The organism is Pinisolibacter sp. DMC19 (genome assembly GCF_056313985.1).
The window spans coordinates 151,400-172,704 of record NZ_JBQUZF010000005.1 but is presented as its reverse complement, the minus strand read 5'-3'; the positions used below and the strand labels follow the sequence as shown (position 1 = coordinate 172,704).

20 protein-coding genes are annotated in these 21,305 nt (G+C 68.9%); 13 read left to right on the top strand and 7 right to left on the bottom strand.

The annotated features are described in order from the left end of the window. Window positions 1-186: 186 nt before the first annotated feature. The 5 genes from ACT53U_RS13995 (at window position 187) to ACT53U_RS13975 (ending at window position 7,337) form a co-directional block, all read left to right on the top strand. The gene (locus tag ACT53U_RS13995) at window positions 187-3,162 is read left to right on the top strand and encodes a 2-oxoglutarate dehydrogenase E1 component (protein ID WP_476156032.1); all 2,976 of its coding nucleotides are present in this window, start codon (window positions 187-189) and stop codon (window positions 3,160-3,162) included. Between the two features lie 82 nt (window positions 3,163-3,244). After that, entirely contained in the window at window positions 3,245-4,462 is a 1,218-nt protein-coding gene (odhB, locus tag ACT53U_RS13990) for a 2-oxoglutarate dehydrogenase complex dihydrolipoyllysine-residue succinyltransferase (protein ID WP_476156030.1), read from the top strand. A gap of 103 nt (window positions 4,463-4,565) precedes the next feature. Beyond that, a complete protein-coding gene (locus tag ACT53U_RS13985) occupies window positions 4,566-5,333 on the top strand; it encodes an SDR family oxidoreductase (RefSeq protein WP_476156028.1) in 768 nt (255 codons plus the stop codon). A gap of 35 nt (window positions 5,334-5,368) precedes the next feature. Further along, window positions 5,369-6,775, top strand: a complete 1,407-nt coding sequence (lpdA, locus tag ACT53U_RS13980) for a dihydrolipoyl dehydrogenase (RefSeq protein WP_476156026.1) — start codon at window positions 5,369-5,371, stop codon at window positions 6,773-6,775. Window positions 6,776-6,995: 220 nt separating this feature from the next. Beyond that, entirely contained in the window at window positions 6,996-7,337 is a 342-nt protein-coding gene (locus tag ACT53U_RS13975) for a hypothetical protein (RefSeq protein WP_476156024.1), read from the top strand. 165 nt (window positions 7,338-7,502) lie between these two features. On the opposite strand, the gene ACT53U_RS13970 is transcribed toward ACT53U_RS13975, so the two are convergent. The 3 genes from ACT53U_RS13970 to ACT53U_RS13960 all read right to left on the bottom strand — a co-directional run bounded on the left by ACT53U_RS13970 (window position 7,503) and on the right by ACT53U_RS13960 (window position 11,726). After that, window positions 7,503-8,303: a Bax inhibitor-1/YccA family protein gene (locus ACT53U_RS13970; protein WP_476156022.1), complete on the bottom strand. Its 801-nt coding sequence runs from the start codon at window positions 8,301-8,303 to the stop codon at window positions 7,503-7,505. Window positions 8,304-8,454: 151 nt separating this feature from the next. Further along, window positions 8,455-11,013 carry an ABC transporter permease gene (locus tag ACT53U_RS13965; RefSeq protein WP_476156020.1) on the bottom strand — a complete coding sequence of 853 codons (2,559 nt, stop codon included), beginning with the start codon at window positions 11,011-11,013 and terminating at the stop codon, window positions 8,455-8,457. Then, the gene (locus tag ACT53U_RS13960; protein WP_476156018.1) at window positions 11,010-11,726 is read right to left on the bottom strand and encodes an ABC transporter ATP-binding protein; all 717 of its coding nucleotides are present in this window, start codon (window positions 11,724-11,726) and stop codon (window positions 11,010-11,012) included. The genes ACT53U_RS13965 and ACT53U_RS13960 overlap by 4 nt, the downstream gene beginning before the upstream one ends. A 122-nt stretch (window positions 11,727-11,848) precedes the next feature. Here ACT53U_RS13960 and ACT53U_RS13955 point away from each other — a divergent pair, with 122 nt between their 5' ends. Next, window positions 11,849-12,484 (top strand): arylesterase, encoded by a 636-nt coding sequence (locus ACT53U_RS13955; protein ID WP_476156016.1) that lies wholly within the window; start codon window positions 11,849-11,851, stop codon window positions 12,482-12,484. A gap of 41 nt (window positions 12,485-12,525) precedes the next feature. Beyond that, on the top strand, window positions 12,526-13,578 hold the full coding sequence (locus ACT53U_RS13950) for an aldo/keto reductase (RefSeq protein ID WP_476156014.1): 1,053 nt from the start codon (window positions 12,526-12,528) through the stop codon (window positions 13,576-13,578). Window positions 13,579-13,595: 17 nt separating this feature from the next. Here ACT53U_RS13950 and ACT53U_RS13945 read toward each other — a convergent pair whose 3' ends face one another. The 4 genes from ACT53U_RS13945 to ACT53U_RS13930 form a co-directional block, all read right to left on the bottom strand. Further along, window positions 13,596-13,835 (bottom strand): hypothetical protein, encoded by a 240-nt coding sequence (locus ACT53U_RS13945; RefSeq protein ID WP_476156012.1) that lies wholly within the window; start codon window positions 13,833-13,835, stop codon window positions 13,596-13,598. Window positions 13,836-13,962: 127 nt separating this feature from the next. After that, entirely contained in the window at window positions 13,963-14,736 is a 774-nt protein-coding gene (locus tag ACT53U_RS13940; RefSeq protein WP_476156010.1) for an alpha/beta fold hydrolase, read from the bottom strand. 110 nt (window positions 14,737-14,846) lie between these two features. Beyond that, window positions 14,847-15,572, bottom strand: a complete 726-nt coding sequence (phbB, locus tag ACT53U_RS13935; protein ID WP_476156008.1) for an acetoacetyl-CoA reductase — start codon at window positions 15,570-15,572, stop codon at window positions 14,847-14,849. A gap of 166 nt (window positions 15,573-15,738) precedes the next feature. Next, window positions 15,739-16,911, bottom strand: a complete 1,173-nt coding sequence (locus ACT53U_RS13930) for an acetyl-CoA C-acetyltransferase (protein WP_476156006.1) — start codon at window positions 16,909-16,911, stop codon at window positions 15,739-15,741. Window positions 16,912-17,313: 402 nt separating this feature from the next. Between ACT53U_RS13930 and phaR the strand changes: the two genes are divergently transcribed. The 6 genes from phaR (at window position 17,314) to obgE (ending at window position 21,194) form a co-directional block, all read left to right on the top strand. Then, on the top strand, window positions 17,314-17,895 hold the full coding sequence (gene phaR / locus ACT53U_RS13925) for a polyhydroxyalkanoate synthesis repressor PhaR (RefSeq protein ID WP_476156004.1): 582 nt from the start codon (window positions 17,314-17,316) through the stop codon (window positions 17,893-17,895). Window positions 17,896-17,904: 9 nt separating this feature from the next. Next, the gene (locus ACT53U_RS13920; protein ID WP_476156002.1) at window positions 17,905-18,261 is read left to right on the top strand and encodes a hypothetical protein; all 357 of its coding nucleotides are present in this window, start codon (window positions 17,905-17,907) and stop codon (window positions 18,259-18,261) included. A 374-nt stretch (window positions 18,262-18,635) separates the two neighbouring features. Further along, complete coding sequence (gene rplU / locus ACT53U_RS13915; RefSeq protein WP_476133494.1) at window positions 18,636-18,944, top strand: 50S ribosomal protein L21; 309 nt, start codon at window positions 18,636-18,638, stop codon at window positions 18,942-18,944. Window positions 18,945-19,035: 91 nt separating this feature from the next. Continuing rightward, window positions 19,036-19,308 carry a 50S ribosomal protein L27 gene (gene rpmA, locus ACT53U_RS13910; protein ID WP_476133492.1) on the top strand — a complete coding sequence of 91 codons (273 nt, stop codon included), beginning with the start codon at window positions 19,036-19,038 and terminating at the stop codon, window positions 19,306-19,308. 178 nt (window positions 19,309-19,486) lie between these two features. Beyond that, a complete protein-coding gene (locus ACT53U_RS13905; protein WP_476156000.1) occupies window positions 19,487-20,095 on the top strand; it encodes a GNAT family N-acetyltransferase in 609 nt (202 codons plus the stop codon). Window positions 20,096-20,153: 58 nt separating this feature from the next. Continuing rightward, window positions 20,154-21,194 carry a GTPase ObgE gene (gene obgE, locus ACT53U_RS13900; RefSeq protein WP_476155998.1) on the top strand — a complete coding sequence of 347 codons (1,041 nt, stop codon included), beginning with the start codon at window positions 20,154-20,156 and terminating at the stop codon, window positions 21,192-21,194. Window positions 21,195-21,305 lie beyond the last annotated feature (111 nt).

Sequence of the window (21,305 nt, the reverse complement as noted above, 5' to 3'; positions counted from 1 at the left end):
CGGCGAGACGGCGTGTCGCCCCCACCGCGGGGGCGGGAAGACGAGATGCGGATCGAGCGTGCACGACGTGTACGTCAATCGATTCGATGGATCGGCGGCGACGCCGGCGGATGGCGGGATCCACGCTGCGGCGGGGGTCCTCCGGAAACGACATCGAGGCGGAGCCGCGAGGTTTCGGGACGCACCATGGAACGTGACGAGAGCCAGCTGACTTCCTTCCTCTACGGTGGCAATGCCGCCTGGATCGAGGAATTGCATGCCCGGTACGAGGAGAACCCGGCGTCGGTCGACGCGAGCTGGCGAGCCTTCTTCGCCGAACTCGCCGACGACAAGTCGGGCGTGCTGAAGAGCGCCAAGGGCCCGGCCTGGAAACGGTCGAACTGGCCGATCCCGGCCTCCGGCGAGATGGTCTCGACGCTCGACGGCGACTGGGCCTGGCTCGAGAAGACGCTCAAGGACAAGGTCAAGGGCAAGGCCGACGCCAAGGGTGTCGCCATCACCCAGGACCAGCTGCAGGCGGCGGCGCGCGACTCGGTCCGCGCCATCATGATGATCCGCGCCTATCGCATGCGCGGCCATCTGCATGCCCGTCTCGACCCGCTCGACATCGCGGCCGACAAGGATCACGAGGAGCTGCATCCGGCGTCCTGGGGCTTCACCGAAGCCGACATGGATCGCAAGATCTTCATCGACCACGTGCTCGGCCTCGAATTCGCGACCGTGCGCGAGATGGTCGAGATCCTGCGCCGCACCTACTGCTCGACGCTCGGCGTCGAGTTCATGCACATTTCCGACGCCCACGAGAAGGCCTGGATCCAGGAGCGCATCGAGGGGCCGGACAAGCACATCGCCTTCACCCGCGAAGGCAAGCGCGCCATCCTCAAGAAGCTGGTCGAGGCCGAGGGCTTCGAGAAGTTTCTCGACGTCAAGTACACCGGCACCAAGCGCTTCGGTCTCGACGGCGGCGAGGCGCTGATCCCGGCGCTCGAGCAGATCATCAAGCGCGGCGGTAATCTCGGCGTGAAGGAAATCGTGGTCGGCATGGCCCACCGCGGTCGCCTCAACGTGCTGACCCAGGTGATGGGCAAGCCGCACCGGGCGCTGTTCCACGAGTTCAAGGGCGGCTCCTTCGCCCCCGACGAGGTCGAGGGTTCGGGCGACGTGAAGTACCACCTCGGTGCCTCGTCCGACCGCGAGTTCGACGGCAATCGCGTCCACCTGTCGCTGACCGCCAACCCGTCGCACCTCGAGATCGTCAATCCGGTGGTGCTCGGCAAGGCCCGCGCCAAGCAGGACCAGCTCGCCAAGGATCCGACGGCGGAGATCATCCCGCTCGACGAACGCAGCCAGGTTCTGCCGCTGCTCCTCCACGGCGACGCGGCCTTCGCCGGTCAGGGCGTCGTGGCCGAGTGCTTCGGTCTCTCCGGCCTCAAGGGCCACAAGACCGCCGGCTCGATCCACGTCATCATCAACAACCAGATCGGCTTCACGACCTATCCGCGCTTCTCGCGCTCGTCGCCCTATCCGTCGGACGTCGCCAAGATGATCGAGGCGCCGATCCTGCACTGCAACGGCGACGATCCGGAAGCGGTGACCTTCGCCGCCAAGGTGGCGATCGAGTTCCGGCAGCGGTTCCACAAGCCGGTCGTGATCGACATGTTCTGCTACCGCCGCTTCGGTCACAACGAAGGCGACGAGCCGAGCTTCACCCAGCCGATCATGTATCGGAAGATCCGCAACCATCCCTCGACGCTGTCGATCTATGCCGAGAAGCTGGTCGGCGAGGGCGTGGTCACGCGGGCCGAGGTCGACGACTGGCAGGCGGAGTTCCGCAAGCACCTCAACGGCGAGTTCGAGGCCGGCCAGTCGTTCAAGCCGAACAAGGCCGACTGGCTCGACGGTCGCTGGGCTGGCCTCAAGGCCGTCGGCATCCACGACGATTCGGATCGTTCCGGCGCGACCGGCGCGCCGATGGCCGATCTCAAGGACATCGGTGCCAAGCTCTGCGAGGTGCCGGCCGGCTTCAACGTCCACAAGACGATCCTCCGCTTCCTCGACAACCGCCGCAAGGCGATCGAGACCGGCGAGGGCATCGACTGGGCGACGGCGGAAGCGCTGGCCTTCGGCACGTTGGCCAAGCAGGGCTTCGGCATCCGTCTGTCGGGTCAGGACTGCGAGCGTGGCACGTTCTCGCAGCGCCACACGGTGCTCTACGACCAGGAGACCGAGGCCCGCTACATCCCGCTGAACAACCTCGCGGAAGGGCAGGCCAAGTACGAGGTCATCAACTCGATGCTCTCGGAAGAGGCGGTGCTCGGCTTCGAGTACGGCTATTCGCTGGCCGAGCCGAACACGCTGACGCTGTGGGAAGGCCAGTTCGGCGACTTCGCCAACGGCGCCCAGGTGGTGTTCGACCAGTTCATCTCGTCGGGTGAGCGCAAGTGGCTGCGCATGTCGGGCCTCGTCTGCCTGCTGCCGCACGGCTACGAGGGGCAGGGTCCGGAGCACTCCTCCGCCCGTCTCGAGCGCTATCTGCAGATGTGCGCGGAAGACAACATGCAGGTCGCCAACTGCACGACGCCGGCGAACTACTTCCACATCCTGCGCCGCCAGCTGATGCGCGACTTCCGCAAGCCGCTCATCCTGATGACGCCGAAGTCGCTGCTGCGCCACAAGCGCGCGGTGTCGACGCTGGATCTGCTGGCCGAGAACTCGCGCTTCCACCGCATCCTCATCGACTCGGCGGAATCCGGCAAGGAACCGACGACGACGAAGCTGGTCGGCGACGACAAGATCCGTCGCGTCGTGCTGTGCACCGGCAAGGTCTACTTCGACCTGCTCGAGGAACGCGAACGGCGCGGCATCGACGACGTCTATCTGATGCGCGTCGAGCAGATCTTCCCGACGCCGGTGAAGTCCCTGGTCCGCCTGCTGTCGCGCTTCAAGGGCGCGGAAGTGGTGTGGTGCCAGGAAGAGCCGAAGAACATGGGCGCCTGGTCCTTCATCGAACCCTATCTCGAGTGGGTGCTGACCCAGGTCGGCGGGGCTTCCAAGCGGGCCCGCTACGCCGGTCGCCCGGCCTCGGCGGCCACCGCGACGGGTCTGGCCTCGCGCCACAAGGCGCAGCTCGAGGCGTTCCTGGAAGACTGCTTCAAGGCGTGACGACATCCGAGCCCCCCGGTCGGCGCAGACGCCGACCGGTCGGGACGATCCTGAAAACGATCAAAACGAAGAGACGACGATCATGGCGATCGAGATCAAGGTTCCGACGCTCGGCGAATCCGTCACCGAGGCGACCATCGCGAAGTGGTTCAAGAAGCCGGGCGAGGCGGTGAAGGCCGACGAGCCGCTGGTCGAGCTCGAAACCGACAAGGTGACGGTGGAAGTGCCCTCGCCGGGCAACGGCGTGCTCGAGGCGATCGTCGCCAAGGACGGCGACACCGTCGGCGTCGGCGCGCTGCTCGGCACGCTGGCCGAAGGCGGCGTCGCCTCGGTGGCTCCCGCCGCCGCGGCCGCTCCGGCCCCGGCTGCGGCGCCGGCCGCTGCGCCGACCGCGTCCTCCACCACCATGCCGCCGTCGCCGGCCGCAGCCAAGCTGATGGCCGACACCGGCGTCGCCGTCGATGCCGGTTCCGGCAAGCGCGGTCAGGTGCTGAAGGGCGACGTCCTCGCCGCGGTCGCCACCGGCGCAGCCAAGGCGGCGGCGCCTGCCGCGGCCCCGGTCGTCGCCGCGCCGCGCCCGGCCTCGGTGCCGGAAGATGCCGCCCGCGAAGAGCGCGTGCGCATGACCAAGCTGCGCCAGACCATCGCCCGCCGCCTCAAGGAGGCGCAGAACACCGCCGCCATGCTGACGACGTTCAACGACGTCGACATGAGCGCGGCGATGGCCCTGCGCACCCAGTACAAGGACATCTTCGAGAAGAAGCACGGCGCGCGTCTCGGCTTCATGGGCCTCTTCGTCAAGGCCGCGGTCGCCGCGCTGAAGGACATCCCGGCGGTCAACGCCGAGATCGACGGTCAGGATCTCGTCTACAAGAACTACTACAACATCGCCGTGGCGGTGGGCTCCGACAAGGGTCTGGTGGTTCCGGTGGTGCGCGACGCCGACAAGCTGTCGATCGCCGGTGTCGAGAAGACCATCGCCGACTTCGGTCGCCGCGCCCGCGACGGCCAGCTGAAGATAGAGGAGATGCAGGGCGGCACCTTCACCATCTCCAACGGCGGCGTCTACGGCTCGCTGATGTCGACCCCGATCCTCAACGCGCCGCAGTCGGGCATCCTCGGCCTGCACCGCATCGAGGAGCGGCCGGTGGTCAAGAACGGCCAGATCGTCATCCGTCCGATGATGTACATGGCGCTCTCCTACGATCACCGCGTCATCGACGGCAAGGAGGCGGTCACCTTCCTCGTCCGCATCAAGGAACTGATCGAGGATCCGCAGCGTCTGGTGATGGACATCTGATCCGGCAGGATCGATCCTCACGACCGCGGCGAGCCGTTCTCGCCGCGGTTCGCTGTTCGGCGGCCCGCGTTCTCGCGCAGCTTGGGAAAGGCGGCGGAGCATCATGGCAGACACCCGCGACATCGTCTTGGTCACCGGCGGCAGCCGTGGCATCGGGCGCGCGATCTCCGTGAGCGTCGCCGCGACCGGTGCCGCCGTGGTGGTGAACCACGTCGGCAATCTCGCCGCGGCGGAAGAGACCGTCGCCGAGATCATCGCCGCCGGCGGCACCGCGATCGCCGTGCGGGCCGACGTCGCCTCCGAGGCCGACGTCCTCGCCCTCTTTGCGGCGATAGAGGCCTTCGCCGCGCGGATCGGCGGCCGCCTCGCCGCGGTCGTCAACAATGCCGGCGTCGTCGACGTCGCCACCCGGGTCGAGGACATGTCCGCCGCCCGCATCGAGCGGATGTTCCGCATCAACGTCTTCGGCACCATGCTGGTGGCGCGCGAGGCGGTCCGCCGCCTGTCGACGCGCCACGGCGGCGCCGGCGGCGTGATCGTCAACATCTCCTCGATCGCCGCGCGCCTCGGGTCGGCCGGTCAGTACGTCGACTATGCCGCCGCCAAGGCCGCGGTCGACACCTTCACCCTCGGCCTCGCCCACGAGGTCGCCGACGAGGGCATCCGCGTCGTCGCGGTTCGTCCCGGCATCGTCGAGACCGAGATCCACGCCTCCGGCGGCCAGCCCGATCGGGCGCGCGCCATGGCGGGACACATTCCGATGAAACGCCCCGGCCGGCCGGAGGAGATCGCCTCGGCGGTCCTCTGGCTCCTGTCGCCGGGGGCCTCCTACACCACCGGCTGCCTTCTCGACGTCTCGGGCGGGCGGTGATTTTTCATCCCATGCGATCAAACGGGGATCAGGCAATGGCTCAAGTATACGATCTCGTCGTCATCGGCACCGGCCCGGGCGGTTACGTCTGCGCCATTCGTGCCGCCCAGCTCGGCATGAAGGTGGCGGTCGTCGAGAAGCGCAAGACGCACGGCGGCACCTGCCTCAACATCGGCTGCATTCCGTCGAAGGCGCTGCTGCATGCCTCCGAGCTCTTCGAGGAGGCCGGTCACGAGTTCGCCCATCTCGGCATCGAGGTGCCGAAGCCGAAGCTGAACCTCACGACGATGATGAAGCACAAGCAGGACGTCATCGACGGCAACGTCGGCGGCATCCAGTTCCTGTTCAAGAAGAACAAGATCGACGTCTTCACCGGCATCGGTTCGATCGTCTCGAAGGGCAATGTCGGCGTGCTCGCCGAGGACGGCACCAACCAGGTGGTCGAGACGCGCAACATCGTCGTCGCCACCGGCTCGGACGTCGCCCGTCTGCCGGGCATCGAGATCGACGAGAAGGTGGTGGTCTCCTCGACCGGCGCGCTCGAACTCGACAAGGTTCCGGGCAAGCTGATCGTGGTCGGCGCCGGCGTCATCGGCCTCGAGCTCGGCTCGGTGTGGCGCCGCCTCGGCTCGGCGGTCACCGTCGTCGAATATCTCGACCGCATCCTGCCGGGCCTCGATCTCGACAGCTCCAAGCAGTTCCAGCGCATGCTCGGCAAGCAGGGCATGGCCTTCGAACTCGGTATGAAGGTGACGGGCGTCGAGAAGGGCGCCAAGGGTGCCAAGGTCACGATCGAGCCGGCGGCCGGCGGCGAGGCCAAGGTGCTCGAAGCCGATGTGGTGCTGGTGGCGATCGGCCGCGTGCCCTTCACCGACGGTCTCGGCCTCGAGGCGGTCGGCGTGCCCAAGGACGCGCGCGGCCGGATCGAGGTCAACGACCACTTCCAGACGGCGGTCCAGGGCATCTATGCCATCGGCGACGTCATCCGCGGCCCGATGCTCGCCCACAAGGCCGAGGACGAGGGCGTCGCGGTGGCCGAGATCATCGCCGGCCAGCACGGCCACGTGAACTACGACGTGATCCCGGGCGTGGTCTACACCCAGCCCGAGTTCGCCTGCGTCGGCAAGACCGAGGAAGACCTCAAGGCCGCGGGCATCGCCTATTCGGTCGGCAAGTTCCCCTTCTCGGCGAACGGCCGCGCCAAGGCGATGCGCAAGTCGGAGGGCTTCGTGAAGGTCCTCGCCGACAAGGCGACCGATCGCGTCCTCGGCGTCCACATCATCGGCGCCGGTGCCGGCGAGATGATCCACGAGGCGGCGGTGCTGATGGAGTTCGGCGGTTCGGCCGAGGATCTCGCCCGTACCTGCCACGCCCATCCGACCATGTCGGAAGCGATCAAGGAGGCGGCGCTGGCCGTCGACAAGCGTCCGATCCACATGTGATCGACCCGACTCGGTGTCGACGACGAGACGAGAGCGCCTTCGGGCGCTCTTTTTCGTTTCGGGGGGCTCGCGGGGCGGGGGATGGACGGTTCGGCAATCTTTGCGGGTGACAGAATTATGAAGCACTTTTCACGCGATTTTGCCATCGACTCCCGGGTGCGAGGGTGAGACTATTCAAAACCAGCAATTGCTGGAATAACGATGTACAAGGAGGAAGCGCATGTCCGGAACCAAGACGATCACCAACAATTCCGGCGGCCCCATCTCGGTGGTGCTGCGTGGTCGCATGGGTGCGGATCCGCACAACGGCAGCCTGCCGCCGGTGTCGGCTTCGATCCCGGCGCATCAGTCGGTCCTGGTGACCTACGGCAACGACCAGAACCCCTATCTGAACTCGCTGCAGGTCGAGGAGAGCTCCAACGGCTCCGACGTCTCGCAGAGCTACGTCTGTCTGGCCCGCGGCGGGCCGGGGACGCTCGACAACCTCTTCAACGCCAACAGCACCCTGGTGCTGAGCTACTCGGCGGGCAGCTACGGCTACACCCTCGCCGCGCACAACTGAGCGGCGGAACGGACGACGCCCGGTCCACATGTGATCGGACGCGGTCCTCGCGGAACTTTCGAAGGGCGGAGCGGCGACGTTCCGCCCTTCGTCGTCTCGGCGCCGAACGAAAAGGGCGGCCCGAAGGCCGCCCCGCATCTCGTCTCTTCCGAGCGTTTCGCCCGATCAGTCGCTGTTGCGCTGACCGAAGAGCTGCAGCAGCATCATGAAGAGGTTGATGAAGTCGAGGTAGAGGGTCAGCGCGCCCATCACCGCGGAGCGACCGACGGTCGCCTCGTCCGCGCCGGACAGGCCGAAGACGTACTCTTCCTTGAGCTTCTGGGTGTCGTAGGCGGTCAGGCCGGCGAAGACCAGGACGCCCACCACCGAGATGGCGAACTGCAGGGCCGACGAGGCCAGGAAGATGTTCACCAGACCGGCGATGATGATGCCGATCAGGCCCATCATCAGGAACGAGCCCATGCCCGACAGCGAGCGCTGGGTGGTGTAGCCGTAGAGCGACAGACCACCGAAGGCCGCGGCCGAGATGAAGAACACCTGGGCGATCGAGTTGTGCGTGTAGACGAGGAAGATCGTCGCCAGCGACGCGCCCACGAGGGCGGCGTAGAGGAAGAACACGCCCTGAGCCGTGGTCGGCTGCATGCGGTTGATGCGGAAGCCGAGCAGGAACACGAGGCCGATCGGCGCCAGCGCCACCACCCACTTCAGCGGGCTGACGAACATCAGGCGGCCGAACTCGGTCAGCGCGAAGCCGCCGCGAACGGCGGCGACCGCATCGGGAGCGCCGACGGTGGTCACGGCCATGTTGTAGACGACGAGCGCGATCAGGCCGGTCACGGCGACACCGATCGCCATGAAGTTGTAGATCGAGATCATGTAGGCGCGCAGGCCGCGATCGATCTCCCGGGCGTCTGCATGCGCCACGGTCGAACCGAAGCGGGCGTAGCCGTTGTCGAAGTTCGACATCGAATTCATCCTTTCGTTGGCTCCCCTCGAACGAAGAGGGGCCTCGGTGATCGAATATGGGTGCGGCTCGTGACGGCCGCAAGGCGAGATCCGCCCGAATCGGTTCGCATGCGACCAAAAATCCCGTGAACGGGATTAATTCTTCGTCATGTCAGGCAGTTGCGCGCAGCACGTCGGCCGGCCGGGCGGCCAGCGCGGTGCGCGTGGCGAGGAGGCCGAGGCCCACCGTGACGACGAGCGTGCCGACGAGGACGGTCGCGAGCGTCGCGGGATCGGGGGCGAAGGGCAGCTTCATGATCCGCGTCAGGACGTGATGGGCGGCGAGCGTTCCGACGAGGCCGGCGAAGAGCCCGCCGATCAGCCCGAGCAGCGCCAGTTCGACGGCGAGCGTCGCGACGAGCCTGCGACGGGTGGCGCCCAGCGCCACCAGGATCGCGGCGTTGCGGACGCGGGCCTCGCCACGGGCGGCGAGCGAACCGGCGAGCACCAGCGCCGAGGCGACCACGGCGAAGCCGGCGACGACGGAGATGCCCGAGGCCGAGCGGCGCACCAGCGCATCGACCTGGGCGAGTGCGTCGCGTACCCGGACGGCGGTCACCACGGGGAAGCGGTCGACGACGGCGCGCATCAGCGCGGTCTCCTTCTCGGCCTGCCCGCCGCCGGGCCAGGTGACGGTGGCGAGCCGCGTCACCGGCGCGCCGCGGAAGGCGTCGGGCGAGAAGACCATGAAGAAGTTGATCGCCAGCCGGTTCCATTCGATTCGGCGCAGGTTGGCGATCGTCGCCACGATCTCGCGGCCGAGCACGTTGACGGTGACGGTGTCGCCGACGGCGAGGCCGAGGCCGCTGGCAGCGTCGGCGTCGAGCGAGACGAGCGGCGGGCCGGCGTGGGTCTCGTCCCACCATTTGCCCGCGACGATGCTCGAATGGGGCGGCGGGGCCGCCGAATAGGTGATGCCGCGGTCGCCGGCCAGCACGAAGCGCATGCGTTCCTCGATCGTCACCTTCTCGACCGGCACGCCCTTCAGCGCGGTGATGCGGCCGCGCAGCATCGGCACGTCCTCGATCCGGGCGCCGACGGCCCTGTCGGCGAGGAAGGTGCGGAAGGCGTCGGCGTCGCGGGCCGGCACGTCGAGGAAGAAGAAGCTCGGCGCCTCGCCGGGGATCGTCGTCTCGACCGCCTTGAGGAGGCCGCTCTCGATCTCCAGCAGCGCGACGATCAGCGTCGCGCCGAGGCCGATCGAGGCGAGGATGGCGCCCGTCGCCGCCCCCGGCCGCACCATGGCGGAGATCGCGGCGCGCCCTTCGAAACGCTCGGGCCGGGGGAGCCGGGCGAGCAGGGCGACGAGGCCGCGGGCGACCAGTCGCAGGCCGACGAGGGCACCGGCGAGGACGACGAGATAGGGCAGGGTGATGCGTCGATCGGGGGCCGCCGCGACGACGAGGGCGACGAGGGCGAGGCCGACGACGACGGTCGCGACGAGGCCGGCGCGGCGGCGGCCGGGGCCGGCGTCGAGCGTGTCGCGGAAGAGCACGGCCGGCGGGGTCTCGACCGCGCGGGCGAGCGGGCCGACGGTGAAGAGCGCCGCGGTGAGGAGGCCTTCGGCGGCGGCGAGCAGCCAGTCGGCGGGGGCGGCGACCGGGGTCAGCGGCACGCCCAGCGCGCTGCCGATCGGCCCGGCGAGAAAGAAGGGTGTTGCGAGGCCGAGGATCAGGCCGATCGTGACGCCGATCACCGCGATGGCGCCGATCTCGATGCCGTGGACGAGGAAGATCTGGCCGCGGGTCGCGCCGAGCGAGCGCCAGACGGCGATGGTGCGGCGGCGGCGCTCGAGATGACCGCTGACGGCATTGGCGACGCCGATGCCGCCGATCACCAGCGTGGTGAAGCCGACCAGCGTCAGGAACTGGACGAAGCGCTCGATCGTCGCCTTGGTGCCGGGGGCGGCGTCCGTCCGGGTGCGGATCTCCCAGCCGGCGCCGGGGAAGGCGGTGCCGGCGTCGGCCACCGTCGCGGCGAGGCGGGCGGGGTCGGTGAGCGCGACGCGCAGGTGCCAGCGCACGAGGCTGCCGGGGGCGAGCAACCCGCTCGCCTCGAGGGCGGCGCGCGGCAGGAGCAGGCGCGGGCCGAAGCCGATGCCCGAGGCGAGGCGATCGGGCTCTTCGGCGAGGATGCCGGCGATGCGCAGGCGGGCGCCGCCGAGCGCGATCTCGTCGCCGGCGGCGATCTTCAGGCGGGCGAGCAGCGTCTCTTCGGCGAGCGCCGGGAAGACGCCGTCGTGAGGGGGATCCGCGACGACCGGGCGGGCGTCGGCGCCGTCGGCGAGCGTCGCCCGGCCGACGAGTGGCCAGGCGGCGTCGACCGCCTTGGCCTCGACCAGCGCGGTCTCATTGCCGTCGGGCGTGCGGGCCATGGCGCGCAGCGTCGCGATTTCCGAGGTGCGGCCGCGGGCGGCGAAGAAGGCGATCTGATCGGGGGCGAAGGGGCGATGGTTGACCGAGACGGCGAGATCGCCGCCGAGGATGGCGTCGCCCTGCGCCGCCAGCGTCGCCTCGAAGGCGCGGCCGAGCGCGCCGACCGCGGTGATGGCGGCGACGCCGAGGGCGAGGCAGGCGACGAAGATGCCGAAGCCGCGCAGCGAACGCCGCAGCGTGCCGGCGATCTCGCGACCGGCGATGCGGACGGCGGCGGCGAGGCGGGCGCGGTTCATGCCGGCGATCCTGTCGGCGCGCCGTGGGCGGCGGCGTCGACGACGCGGCCGGCGCGGACGTGGACGATGCGGTCGCAGCGGGCGGCGAGGTCACCGTCGTGGGTGACCAGCATCAGCGCCGCGCCGATCTCGCGGACGCGCGAAAACAGCAGATCGGCGATCTCGGCGCCTGTCGTCTCGTCGAGATTGCCGGTCGGTTCGTCGGCGACGACGATCGGTGGGCGGTGGACGAGGGCGCGGGCGATGGCGACGCGCTGCTGCTCGCCGCCGGAGAGCTGGGCGGGGTAGTGGTCGAGCCGCCCGCCGAGGCCGACGGCCTCGAGTTCGGCACGGGCGCGGGCGAAGGCGTTCGGCTGGCCGGCGAGTTCCAGGGGCGTCGCGACGTTCTCGATCGCCGTCATGTCGGAGACGAGGTGGAACGACTGGAAGACGATGCCGATCGTCTCGCCGCGCAGGATCGCCAGCCGGTCGGGATCGAGGCCGGCGAGGTCGCGGCCCTGGACCGCGACGCGGCCGCCGTCGATGCGCTCGAGGCCGCAGGCGACCATCAGCGCCGTCGACTTGCCCGATCCGGACGCGCCGACCACGCCGACGCGCTCGCCCGTCGCGATCTCGAGGTCGAGGCCGCGCAGCACGTCGACGGCGGCACCGCCGCTGCCCAGTCTCAGATGGACGTCGGCGAGGAGGAGGGCAGGCGGGAGGGGCGCGGACAAGGGCGGGCTTCCTGTGGGCGGGCGATCGGACGGCGGGAGGGGGCTGGTATCGCGGTGTGTCGGTTGTCATATGGAGGAGGACGGGGAATGATCCAATCCCCCCCGCGTTTCACGAGACCGTCATGCCGCATCCGACCCGTCGCTCCGTCACCACGGCCCTCGCGCTCGCCCCGCTCGCCGGCCGCCCCGCCGCCGCCGCGCCGCTCCGGCTCGCCGCTCTCGGCGACAGCCTGACCGCCGGCTATGGCCTGCCGCGCGCCGACGGTTTCGTCGCCAAGCTGGAGGCGGCGTTGAAGGCGGAGGGCCGCGACGTCTCCATCGTCGACGGCGGCGTCTCGGGCGACACCACGGGTCAGGGCCTCGCCCGGCTCGAATGGTCGGTGCCGGCGGAGGCGAAGGGCGTCATCGTCGAACTCGGCGCCAACGACATGCTGCGCGGCCTGCCGCCGGCGGAGGCGCGGGCCAATCTCGACGAGATCCTGACCCGGCTCACGGCGCGCGGGCAGAAGGTTCTGCTCGCCGGCATGTCGGCGTCGCGCAATCTCGGCGAGGCCTACGTGAAGGCCTTCGATCCGATCTATCCGGAGCTGGCGGCCAAACACGGCGCGCTGCTCTATCCCTTCTTCCTCGAGGGCGTGGCGCTCGATCCGTCGATGACCCAGCCCGACGGGCTCCATCCCAACGCCCGCGGTGTCGATCGCATCGTCGCCGGCATCCTGCCCAAGGTGCGCGAGCTGATCGCCCGTATCGAAGGCTGATTTTCCTGCCCTTCCTTCCTTCCGTTTTTCAGCGAGATCCCATGCGCCGCAATCGTCTCGGAACGTCCGACGTCACCGTTTCCGCCGTCTGCCTCGGCACCATGACCTTCGGCCAGCAGAACACCGAGGCCGATGGTCATGCCCAGCTCGACTTCGCCTTCGATCGCGGCATCGACTTCGTCGACACCGCCGAGCTCTACGCCATCCCGCCGAAGCCGGAGACGCAGGGGCGGACCGAGGAGATCATCGGCACCTGGATGAAGGCGCGGGGCAACCGCGACCGGGTGGTGCTCGCCAGCAAGGTCTGCGGCCGCTCGGCCTCGACCTGGTTCCGCAAGGACGGTTCGCGCTGCCGCCTGACGAGGGCACAGATCGACGAGGCGGTGTTCGGGTCGCTGCGCCGGCTCGGCACCGACTACATCGACCTCTATCAGGTCCATTGGCCCGAGCGAGCCGTCGCCGCCTTCGGCGCCAACTCCTCGATCTGGACCGATCCCGAGCCGCATGCCGAGGAGACGCCGATCGAGGAGAGCCTCGCGGCACTCGCGGCCCACGTGAAGGCGGGGCGGATCCGGCAGATCGGGCTCTCCAACGAGAGCGCCTGGGGGACGATGCGGTGGTTCGCCGCCGCCGACGCCCTCGGCGTGGCGCGCCCTGTCTCGATCCAGAACGCCTACAGCCTCGTCAACCGCATGTACGAGGTGGCGCTGGCCGAGGTCTCGGCGCGCGAGGGCATCGGGCTTCTCGCCTATTCGCCACTGGGCCAGGGCTATCTCACCGGCAAGTATCTCGGCGGGGCGCGGCCGGCGGGGGCGCGGACGACGCTCTTCGGGCGCGGGCAGCGCTACGAGGGGACGAACGCGGAGGAGGCGATCGCGGCCTATGTGGCACTGGCCGCCGAGCTCGGCGTGACGCCGGCGACGCTGGCGCTGGCCTTCGTCGCCTCCAAGCGCTTCGTCGCCTCGACGATCATCGGTGCCACCACGCTCGCCCAGCTCGAGGAGGACATCGCCGCCTTCGACTTCACGATCACGCCCGAGATCGCGGCGAAGATCGACGCGATCCATCTGCGCTACCCCAATCCGGCGCCGTGAGGCGGAGGGGGAAGGCGTCAGCGGCGGGCGAGGAAACGTCCGTCGGCGGCGAGCTTGGAGAGGAACCAGCCGGTCTGGGCCGCGGCCCAGAAGGCGAGGCAGGCGAGCAGCACCGGCGAGGCGAAACGGTCGGCGGCGGCGGCGAGCAGCAGGGCGATCAGGCAGGCGACGACCAGCACGACCGCGAACTGCGGTCGCGGCATGCGGCGCGCCAAGAGCCAACCGACCAGTAGGCCGGCGAGCGATCCGATCAGCATCGAAGCCTCCCCCCACCCGCTCGCGCGGACGTGAGAGAAATGGTTAACACGCCTCGTCTCCGTCGGGAATGGCGGCGGTCCGCGCGCGATGGTCGCAGCCCCATACCGCTTCGACGAAACGGGGCGGTCAATCGCGGGCGGTGTTCTCGGCGATGATCCGGGTGACGTCGCGGGCGACCTCGAGATGCGGCATGTGGCCGACGCCGGCGAAGACGTGGACACCGACGGTGCCGGGCACGCCGTGGGCCTGGCGCAGCGGCAGGACGCGGTCCTGATCGCCCCAGATCAGGCGGATCGGATGGGGCAGGTCGGCGAGGCGGGCGAGGTCGAAGCTCTTCTGGCGTTCGCCGTCGAGGATCGCCTCGGCGACGATCGACAGGGTGCGTGGGACGTCGGGGTCGGTCCGCACCTCGGCGATGCGGCGGGCGGCGGCGAGCGGCACCGGCTTTTCGAAGCCGAAGAACTGTTCGAGCAGCGAATGGATCTCGTGTTCGTCGGTGGCGGCGGCGAAGCGGCGCAGCAGGCGGTGGTTGATCTCCGGGCCGAAGCCGCCGGGGGCGACCAGCGTCAGGCTCGCCAGCCGTTCGGCCTCGGCGAGTTTGGAGGCGACGATCGTGGCGGTGGCGCCGCCCATCGAATGGCCGACGAGATGGAATCGCTCGATGCCGAGGCCGTCGAGCGAGGCGATCACCGCGGCGGCGGAGATGCCGGCATGGCCGATCTTCGGCCAGTGGAGCGCGGCGCCGTGGCCGGGCAGGTCGAAGGCGATGGTGCGCCGCCGCGTCTCGAGGCCGATCGTCTGGCCGATCCAGGTCTCGTGGTCGCCGGCGAAGCCGTGCAGGAAGACGACCGGCACGCCGCCCTCCGGGCCGCGGGTCCAATGGGGGAGAATCGTCGACATCGGCAGGCTCCGAACGGCGGTGGGGCGCCATCTTCGCGGCTGCCGGACCCGAAGGAAAGAGGGGGCCGCATGGGCCCCCTCGGTGGTCGCGCAAGGTTCGGTCGGCGAACTCAGGTCAGATACTGGCCGCCGTTGATCGACAGGGTCGAACCGGTGATGAAGCCGGCTTCGTCGGAGGCGAGGAAGAGCACGGCGCGCGCGATCTCCTCCGGCTGGCCGAGGCGGCCGACCGGGATGTGCGGCAGGATCTTGGCCTTGAGCACGTCCTCGGGGATCGCCTGAACCATCTCCGTGGCGATGTAGCCGGGGGTGATGGCGTTGCAGGTGATGCCCTTGGTGGCGCTCTCCTGGGCGAGCGCCTTGATGAAGCCGATGTCGCCGGCCTTGGCGGCGGAGTAGTTCACCTGGCCGAACTGACCCTTGTGGCCGTTGATCGACGAGATGACGATGATGCGGCCGAAGTTGCGGTTGCGCATGCCCTCGATCACCGGGCGGGTGATGTTGAACAGACCGTCGAGGTTGATGCGGATCACCGACGACCACTGTTCCTTGGTCATCTTGTGGAAGAGACCGTCGCGGGTGATGCCGGCGTTGGCCACCAGCACGTCGACCGGACCGATCGCCGCCTCCACCTTGGTGATGCCTTCGGCGCAGGCGTCGAAGTCGCCGACGTCCCACTGGAAGATGGCGATGCCGGTCTCGGCGTGGAACTTCTCCGCCGCCTCGACGTTGCCGCCGTAGGTCGCCGCGACCTTGTAGCCGGCCGCGTGCAGGGCCTTGGAAATGGCGGCGCCGATGCCGCGGGTGCCGCCGGTGACGAGTGCAACTCTGCTCATGTGGTCTTCTCCCTGTGGTCCGCCGGGTGCCGTCTGGTGCGGCTTGGCGGCGTCATTTCGATGAATGGTCGCGCACCGAGGCGTCGGCTCGGAAGCCGCGCCGCGCGCTCGGGGATCTCTCCGTTCGGTGGCCGGCCCCGCCGCGGCGCGACGGGGCGGCGTCCGATCAGCGTTCGACGGTCAGGGCGATGCCCATGCCGCCGCCGATGCAGAGGGTGGCGAGGCCCTTCTTGGCGTCGCGCTTCTGCATTTCGTAGAGCAGCGTGACGAGGACGCGGGCGCCCGAGGCACCGATCGGGTGACCGATGGCGATGGCGCCGCCGTTGACGTTGACCTTCGAAGTGTCCCAGCCGAGCTCCTTGTTGACGGAGATCGCCTGCGCCGCGAAGGCCTCGTTGGCCTCGACGAGGTCGAGGTCGGCGACGGTCCAGCCGGCCTTCTCGAGCGCCTTCCTGGAGGCCGGGATCGGGCCGGTGCCCATGATCGCCGGATCGACGCCGGCGGTCGCCCAGGACTTGATGGTGGCGAGCGGGGTCAGGCCGCGGCGGTCGGCCTCTTCCTTGGTCATCAGCACGACGGCGGCGGCGCCGTCGTTGATGCCGGAGGCGTTGCCGGCGGTGACGGTGCCGTCCTTGGAGAAGGCCGGGCGGAGCTTGGCCATGCCGTCGAGCGTGGCGCCGTCACGGATGTACTCGTCGGTGTCGACCACCACGTCGCCCTTGCGGCTCTTCACCGTGACGGGGACGATCTCGTCCTTGAAGCGGCCGGCCTTGCGGGCGGCTTCCGCCTTGTTCTGCGAGGCGGTGGCGAAGGCGTCCTGCTCCTCGCGCGAGATCTGCCAGCGGGTGGCGATGTTCTCGGCGGTGGTGCCCATGTGATAGCCGTTGAAGGCGTCGGTCAGGCCGTCCTTCAGCATAGTGTCGACGAATTCGAGGCTGCCCATCTTGGTGCCGTTGCGCAGATGCGCGGCATGCTGCGACTGCGACATGGATTCCATGCCGCCGGCGACGATGACCTTGGCATCACCGTTGGCGATCTGCTGCAGGCCGAGGGCGACGGCGCGCAGGCCCGAGCCGCAGAGCTGGTTGAGACCCCAGGCGGTCGCCTCCTGCGGCACGCCGGCGGCCATCGCGGCCTGACGGGCCGGGTTCTGGCCGTGACCGGCCGACAGGACCTGGCCGAGAATGACTTCGTCGACGTCGGCGGCGGCGACGCCGGCGCGCTGCAGCGCGGCGGAGACGGCGGTCGCGCCGAGCTGGTGGGCCGAGACGCCCGCGAGGGCGCCCGAGAACGAGCCGACGGGGGTGCGGGCCGCGCCCACGATGACGACGGTGGTCATGCGAATTTCCTCCGGTTTCACTTTCCGACCCGTCTCGGCGTCACGCCCGGGCCGTGCTTCATTTGGATCGTTTGAAACGGCGGATTGCCTCGCGCCGTTCCAAACCTCCCTCGGTGGCGATGAGAGACGACGCACCCCGCCCGTGTCAATGCGACGAGGGTCGGGCGCGTCTCGGCAATCCGTCGGATTCGACGTCGAAATCGGCGTTTCGGCATCAGACCTTCGGCCAAGAGGGCCCGGGTGCGGCGGTTCGGCGTCTTTCGCACCACGGAAAGCGGTGGCCTTGCAGCGCAAAACTTCCTAATCTCGTCCGACCGGGAGGCCCCGCCGATCGACTGCGCTCCACGTCGCGCCTGCGGCCGAGCGCGCGGCGACCGGTGGTCGAAAAGAGTGGCAAAGAAGATGGCAAAGACCGACGAGCCCACGATCATCAAGAAATACGCGAACCGGCGGCTCTACAACACCGGCACCTCGTCCTACGTGACGTTGGAAGATCTCGCCGAGATGGTGAAAGGCCAGGAGATCTTCGTCGTCTACGACGCCAAGTCGGGCGACGACATCACCCGTTCGGTTCTGACCCAGATCATCTTCGAACAGGAAGGCAAGGGGCAGAATCTGCTTCCCATCGCCTTCCTGCGCCAGCTCATCCGGTTCTACGGCGACAGCATGCAGAACCTGGTTCCGAGCTATCTCGAATTCTCGCTCGACGGCTTCGCCCGCGAACAGGAGAAGTTCCGCGAGCAGATGACCTCGGCCTTCCCAGGCAACGCCTTCGAGGCGATGGAAGAGCACGTGCGCCGCAACACCGAGATGTTCGAGCGGGCGATGCGGATGTTCTCGCCCTTCGGCGCGATCATCCCCGAGGGCTTCGCCCCCGCCGCCCCGGCCAAGGCCGAGGAGAAGCCGGCGTCGAGCGAACTCGATCTGCTCAAGCAGCAGATGGAGGAAATGAAGAAGAAGCTCGACTCGCTCGTCTCCAAGTGAGGGCATGCGATGGCGGAGCGCACGGAGGGGGATGACGGTCACCTTCCGCCGCCGGGTGCGGGCAAGGACGTGATCTTCCTGCCCGCCGACGGTCTGTCCCCCGTCATTCGTCATCGCGTCGATGCCCTCGTCGAGGTCGAGACCGGCGATACCGTGTCGCGTTACGACTACTTCACCTACGAGTTCGAGCATCCGCTCGGCCTCGTCCGTGCGCGCGCCTATGTCGACGACATCCGCGTGGTTTCGCTCTTCGGACTGGCGAAGGACGTCGATGTCGAAGAGGCCTATGCCGAGATCCTGGGTTGGCTCCGGCTGCGCTTCCTGCGGGTCATGCGTCTGGGCGACGACGGATACGTCGACGTGTGAGGCCGACCGCAGCGCGCATCGACCGCGTGGCGACGGCGACACGGAGCACCGGTGACGGCGGTTTTTCTCGGGTTCCGTCGTTGACAGCAGCCGGGTTTTCCCCTTATGACACCGCATTCGCGAAGGGCCGGGAAACCGGCTCCGGCGCTGCCCGAGGCTCCAACGACCCCGGTTCCGGTCCGATCCCCTCCGTGAGGAGGCGAGCGGCAGCGGGACCGGTTCGGTTCGTTTCCAAGCCCGTGCGACGTCGCACCGCCTCCGGCCACGGTCGGCGGCGGATGGCTCCGGTTCCCGGAGCCGGCGGCGGAACCGACCGGAAGGTCGGCCATGGCACGGCGCCGAAGGGCGCGTGAAAGAGAAGAGAGAGAGTAAACATGTTCGCGGTCATCAAGACGGGCGGCAAGCAGTACAAGGTCGCCGCCGACGACGTGATCACCATCGAGAAGGTCGCCGGCGAAGCCGGTGAGGCCGTCACGTTCGGCGAAGTTCTCCTGATCGGTGGCGAGACCACCGTGGTCGGCGCCCCGACCGTGGCCGGCGCCACCGTCACCGGCACCGTGGTCGAGCAGGGCCGCGCCAAGAAGGTGATCATCTTCAAGAAGCGCCGCCGCAAGAGCTGGCGCCGCAAGGAAGGTCACCGTCAGGAACAGACCACGGTGAAGATCACCGCGATCAACGCCTGATCCCGTCGCCCGACCCCAGGGTCGGAAAGTCCATTCGAAGCGTCCCCCGGCAGGTCCGGTGCGGGACGAGAGCAGATGAAGGAGCACAATCATGGCTCACAAGAAGGCCGGCGGTTCTTCGCGCAACGGTCGCGATTCTGAGTCCAAGCGTCTCGGCGTCAAGAAGTTCGGTGATCAGGCCGTGATCCCGGGCAACATCATCGCGCGTCAGCGCGGCACCAAGTGGCATCCGGGCACCGGCGTCGGCATGGGCACCGATCACACGATCTTTGCCACCATTCCGGGCCGCGTACAGTTCCGTACGAAAGCCAACGGTCGCATCTACATCTCCGTCATGCCGAATACGGCAGCGGCCGCGGAGTAACCGGCGAAATGATCCTTCGATCCGCCGGTGTCCCATCGACCCGGTGGATCGTCTGATCCGCTGATCTCGGCTCCCGGTTCCGGGGGAAAGGCGAGAGGGGGAGATGGGGCACCATCTACCCCTCTTCTGTTTTTCGCCCCCTTGCCGCTCAGGCGGCACGAACCGGAGGAGCCGCACCATGAGCGGTGTCATCGATACCCCGCCCGACCGGGATCTGCCCGGCCTCGTGATCGAAACCGAACGGCTGGTCCTCAGGCGTCCGGTGCGTGCCGACGCCGAGGCGCTGGCCGATCTCGCCAACGATGCCGGCGTGGCGGAGAATCTCGCCAGTCTGCCGCACCCCTACGGGGTCGACGATGCGCTCGCCTTCATCGACAACGCCGAGGTCGGTCCGGCGCGCTGGAGCCTCGGCCTCTATCTGAAGGACGGGACGGGTGGTGCGGACTTCGTCGGAACCGCGAGCCTGATGCCGCGCGACGGCGAACGTTTCGTGCTCGGCTACTGGATCGGCCGGCCCTTCTGGGACCGCGGTCTGGCGACGGAGGGGGTGCAGGCGCTCTGCGACTTCGCCTTCCAGAGCCTCGACGCGGGCGCGATCGCAGCGGCGACACGGGTGACCAACGGCGCCTCGCGGCGGGTGCTCGAGAAGTGCGGCTTCCAGTATGCCGGTCAGGGCATGGGGCCGTCGCTCTTCCACCGCGGCATGGTTCCGGTCGATCGGTTCCGTCTGGAGCGGTCGATCTGGACGTCGATCAAGAATTGGGCGAAGACCGGCGTCGGAGCGTGACGCCGGCCGACGCGAGCGGGAGCGGGCAGGGGCACGCTCCCCGGCACGAGGTGATGCGATGAAGTTTCTCGATCAGGCCAAGGTCTTCATCCGCTCGGGCGACGGCGGTGGCGGGTCGGTCTCGTTCCGCCGCGAGAAGTTCATCGAGTTCGGCGGACCGGACGGCGGCGACGGCGGCCGTGGCGGCGACGTCTGGGCCGAATGCGTCGACGGTCTCAACACGCTGATCGACTACCGCTATCAGCAGCACTTCAAGGCCAAGACCGGCCAGCACGGCATGGGCCGCAATCGCCACGGCGCCAAGGGCGACGACGTCGTCCTGCGCGTGCCCAAGGGCACGCAGATCTTCGAGGAAGACGGCGAGACGCTGGTCGCCGACATGACGGAGGTGGGCGAGCGCGTGCTGCTGGCGCGCGGCGGCAACGGCGGCTTCGGCAACGACCGCTTCAAGTCCTCGACCAACCGGGCGCCGCGCCGCGCCAATCCCGGCGAAGAGGGCATCGAGCGCTGGCTGTGGATGCGGCTGAAGCTGATCGCCGATGCCGGTCTCGTCGGTCTGCCCAATGCCGGCAAGTCGACCTTCCTCGCCGCGGTGACGGCGGCGAAGCCGAAGATCGCCGACTATCCCTTCACCACGCTCCATCCCGGCCTCGGCGTCGTCCGGGTCGACGCGCGCGAGTTCGTGCTCGCCGACATTCCGGGTCTCATCGAGGGCGCCCACGAGGGCCTCGGCCTCGGCGACCGCTTCCTCGGTCACGTCGAGCGCTGCCGCGTGCTGCTGCATCTGGTTGACGGCACCCAGGACGACGTCGCCAAGGCCTACAAGACCATCCGCAAGGAGCTGAAGGCCTACGGCGGTGGTCTGGCCGACAAGCCGGAGATCGTCGCGCTGTCGAAGGTCGACAGCCTGACGCCCGAGGAGCGCGCCGAGAAGGCCGCCGCGCTGAAGAAGGCGGCGCGCCGCGTGCCGCTCGAGCTCTCCGCGCCGACCGGCGAGAACGTCGAGAAGGTGCTGCGCGCGCTGCGCCGCGCCATCGATCAGGCGGACGCCGCCGATCTCGACGTGCCGGCGGCCAAGGACGAACCCTGGCGACCGTGAAGCTCCGGACGTTTCGTCGCGAAAGGCTGCGAAACGCTTGATCCCATGTCGGTTCGTCGCTAAGGCGAGCCGATCCCGCCGCGACAGCGGCGCGCGGATTCCGGGGTTTGC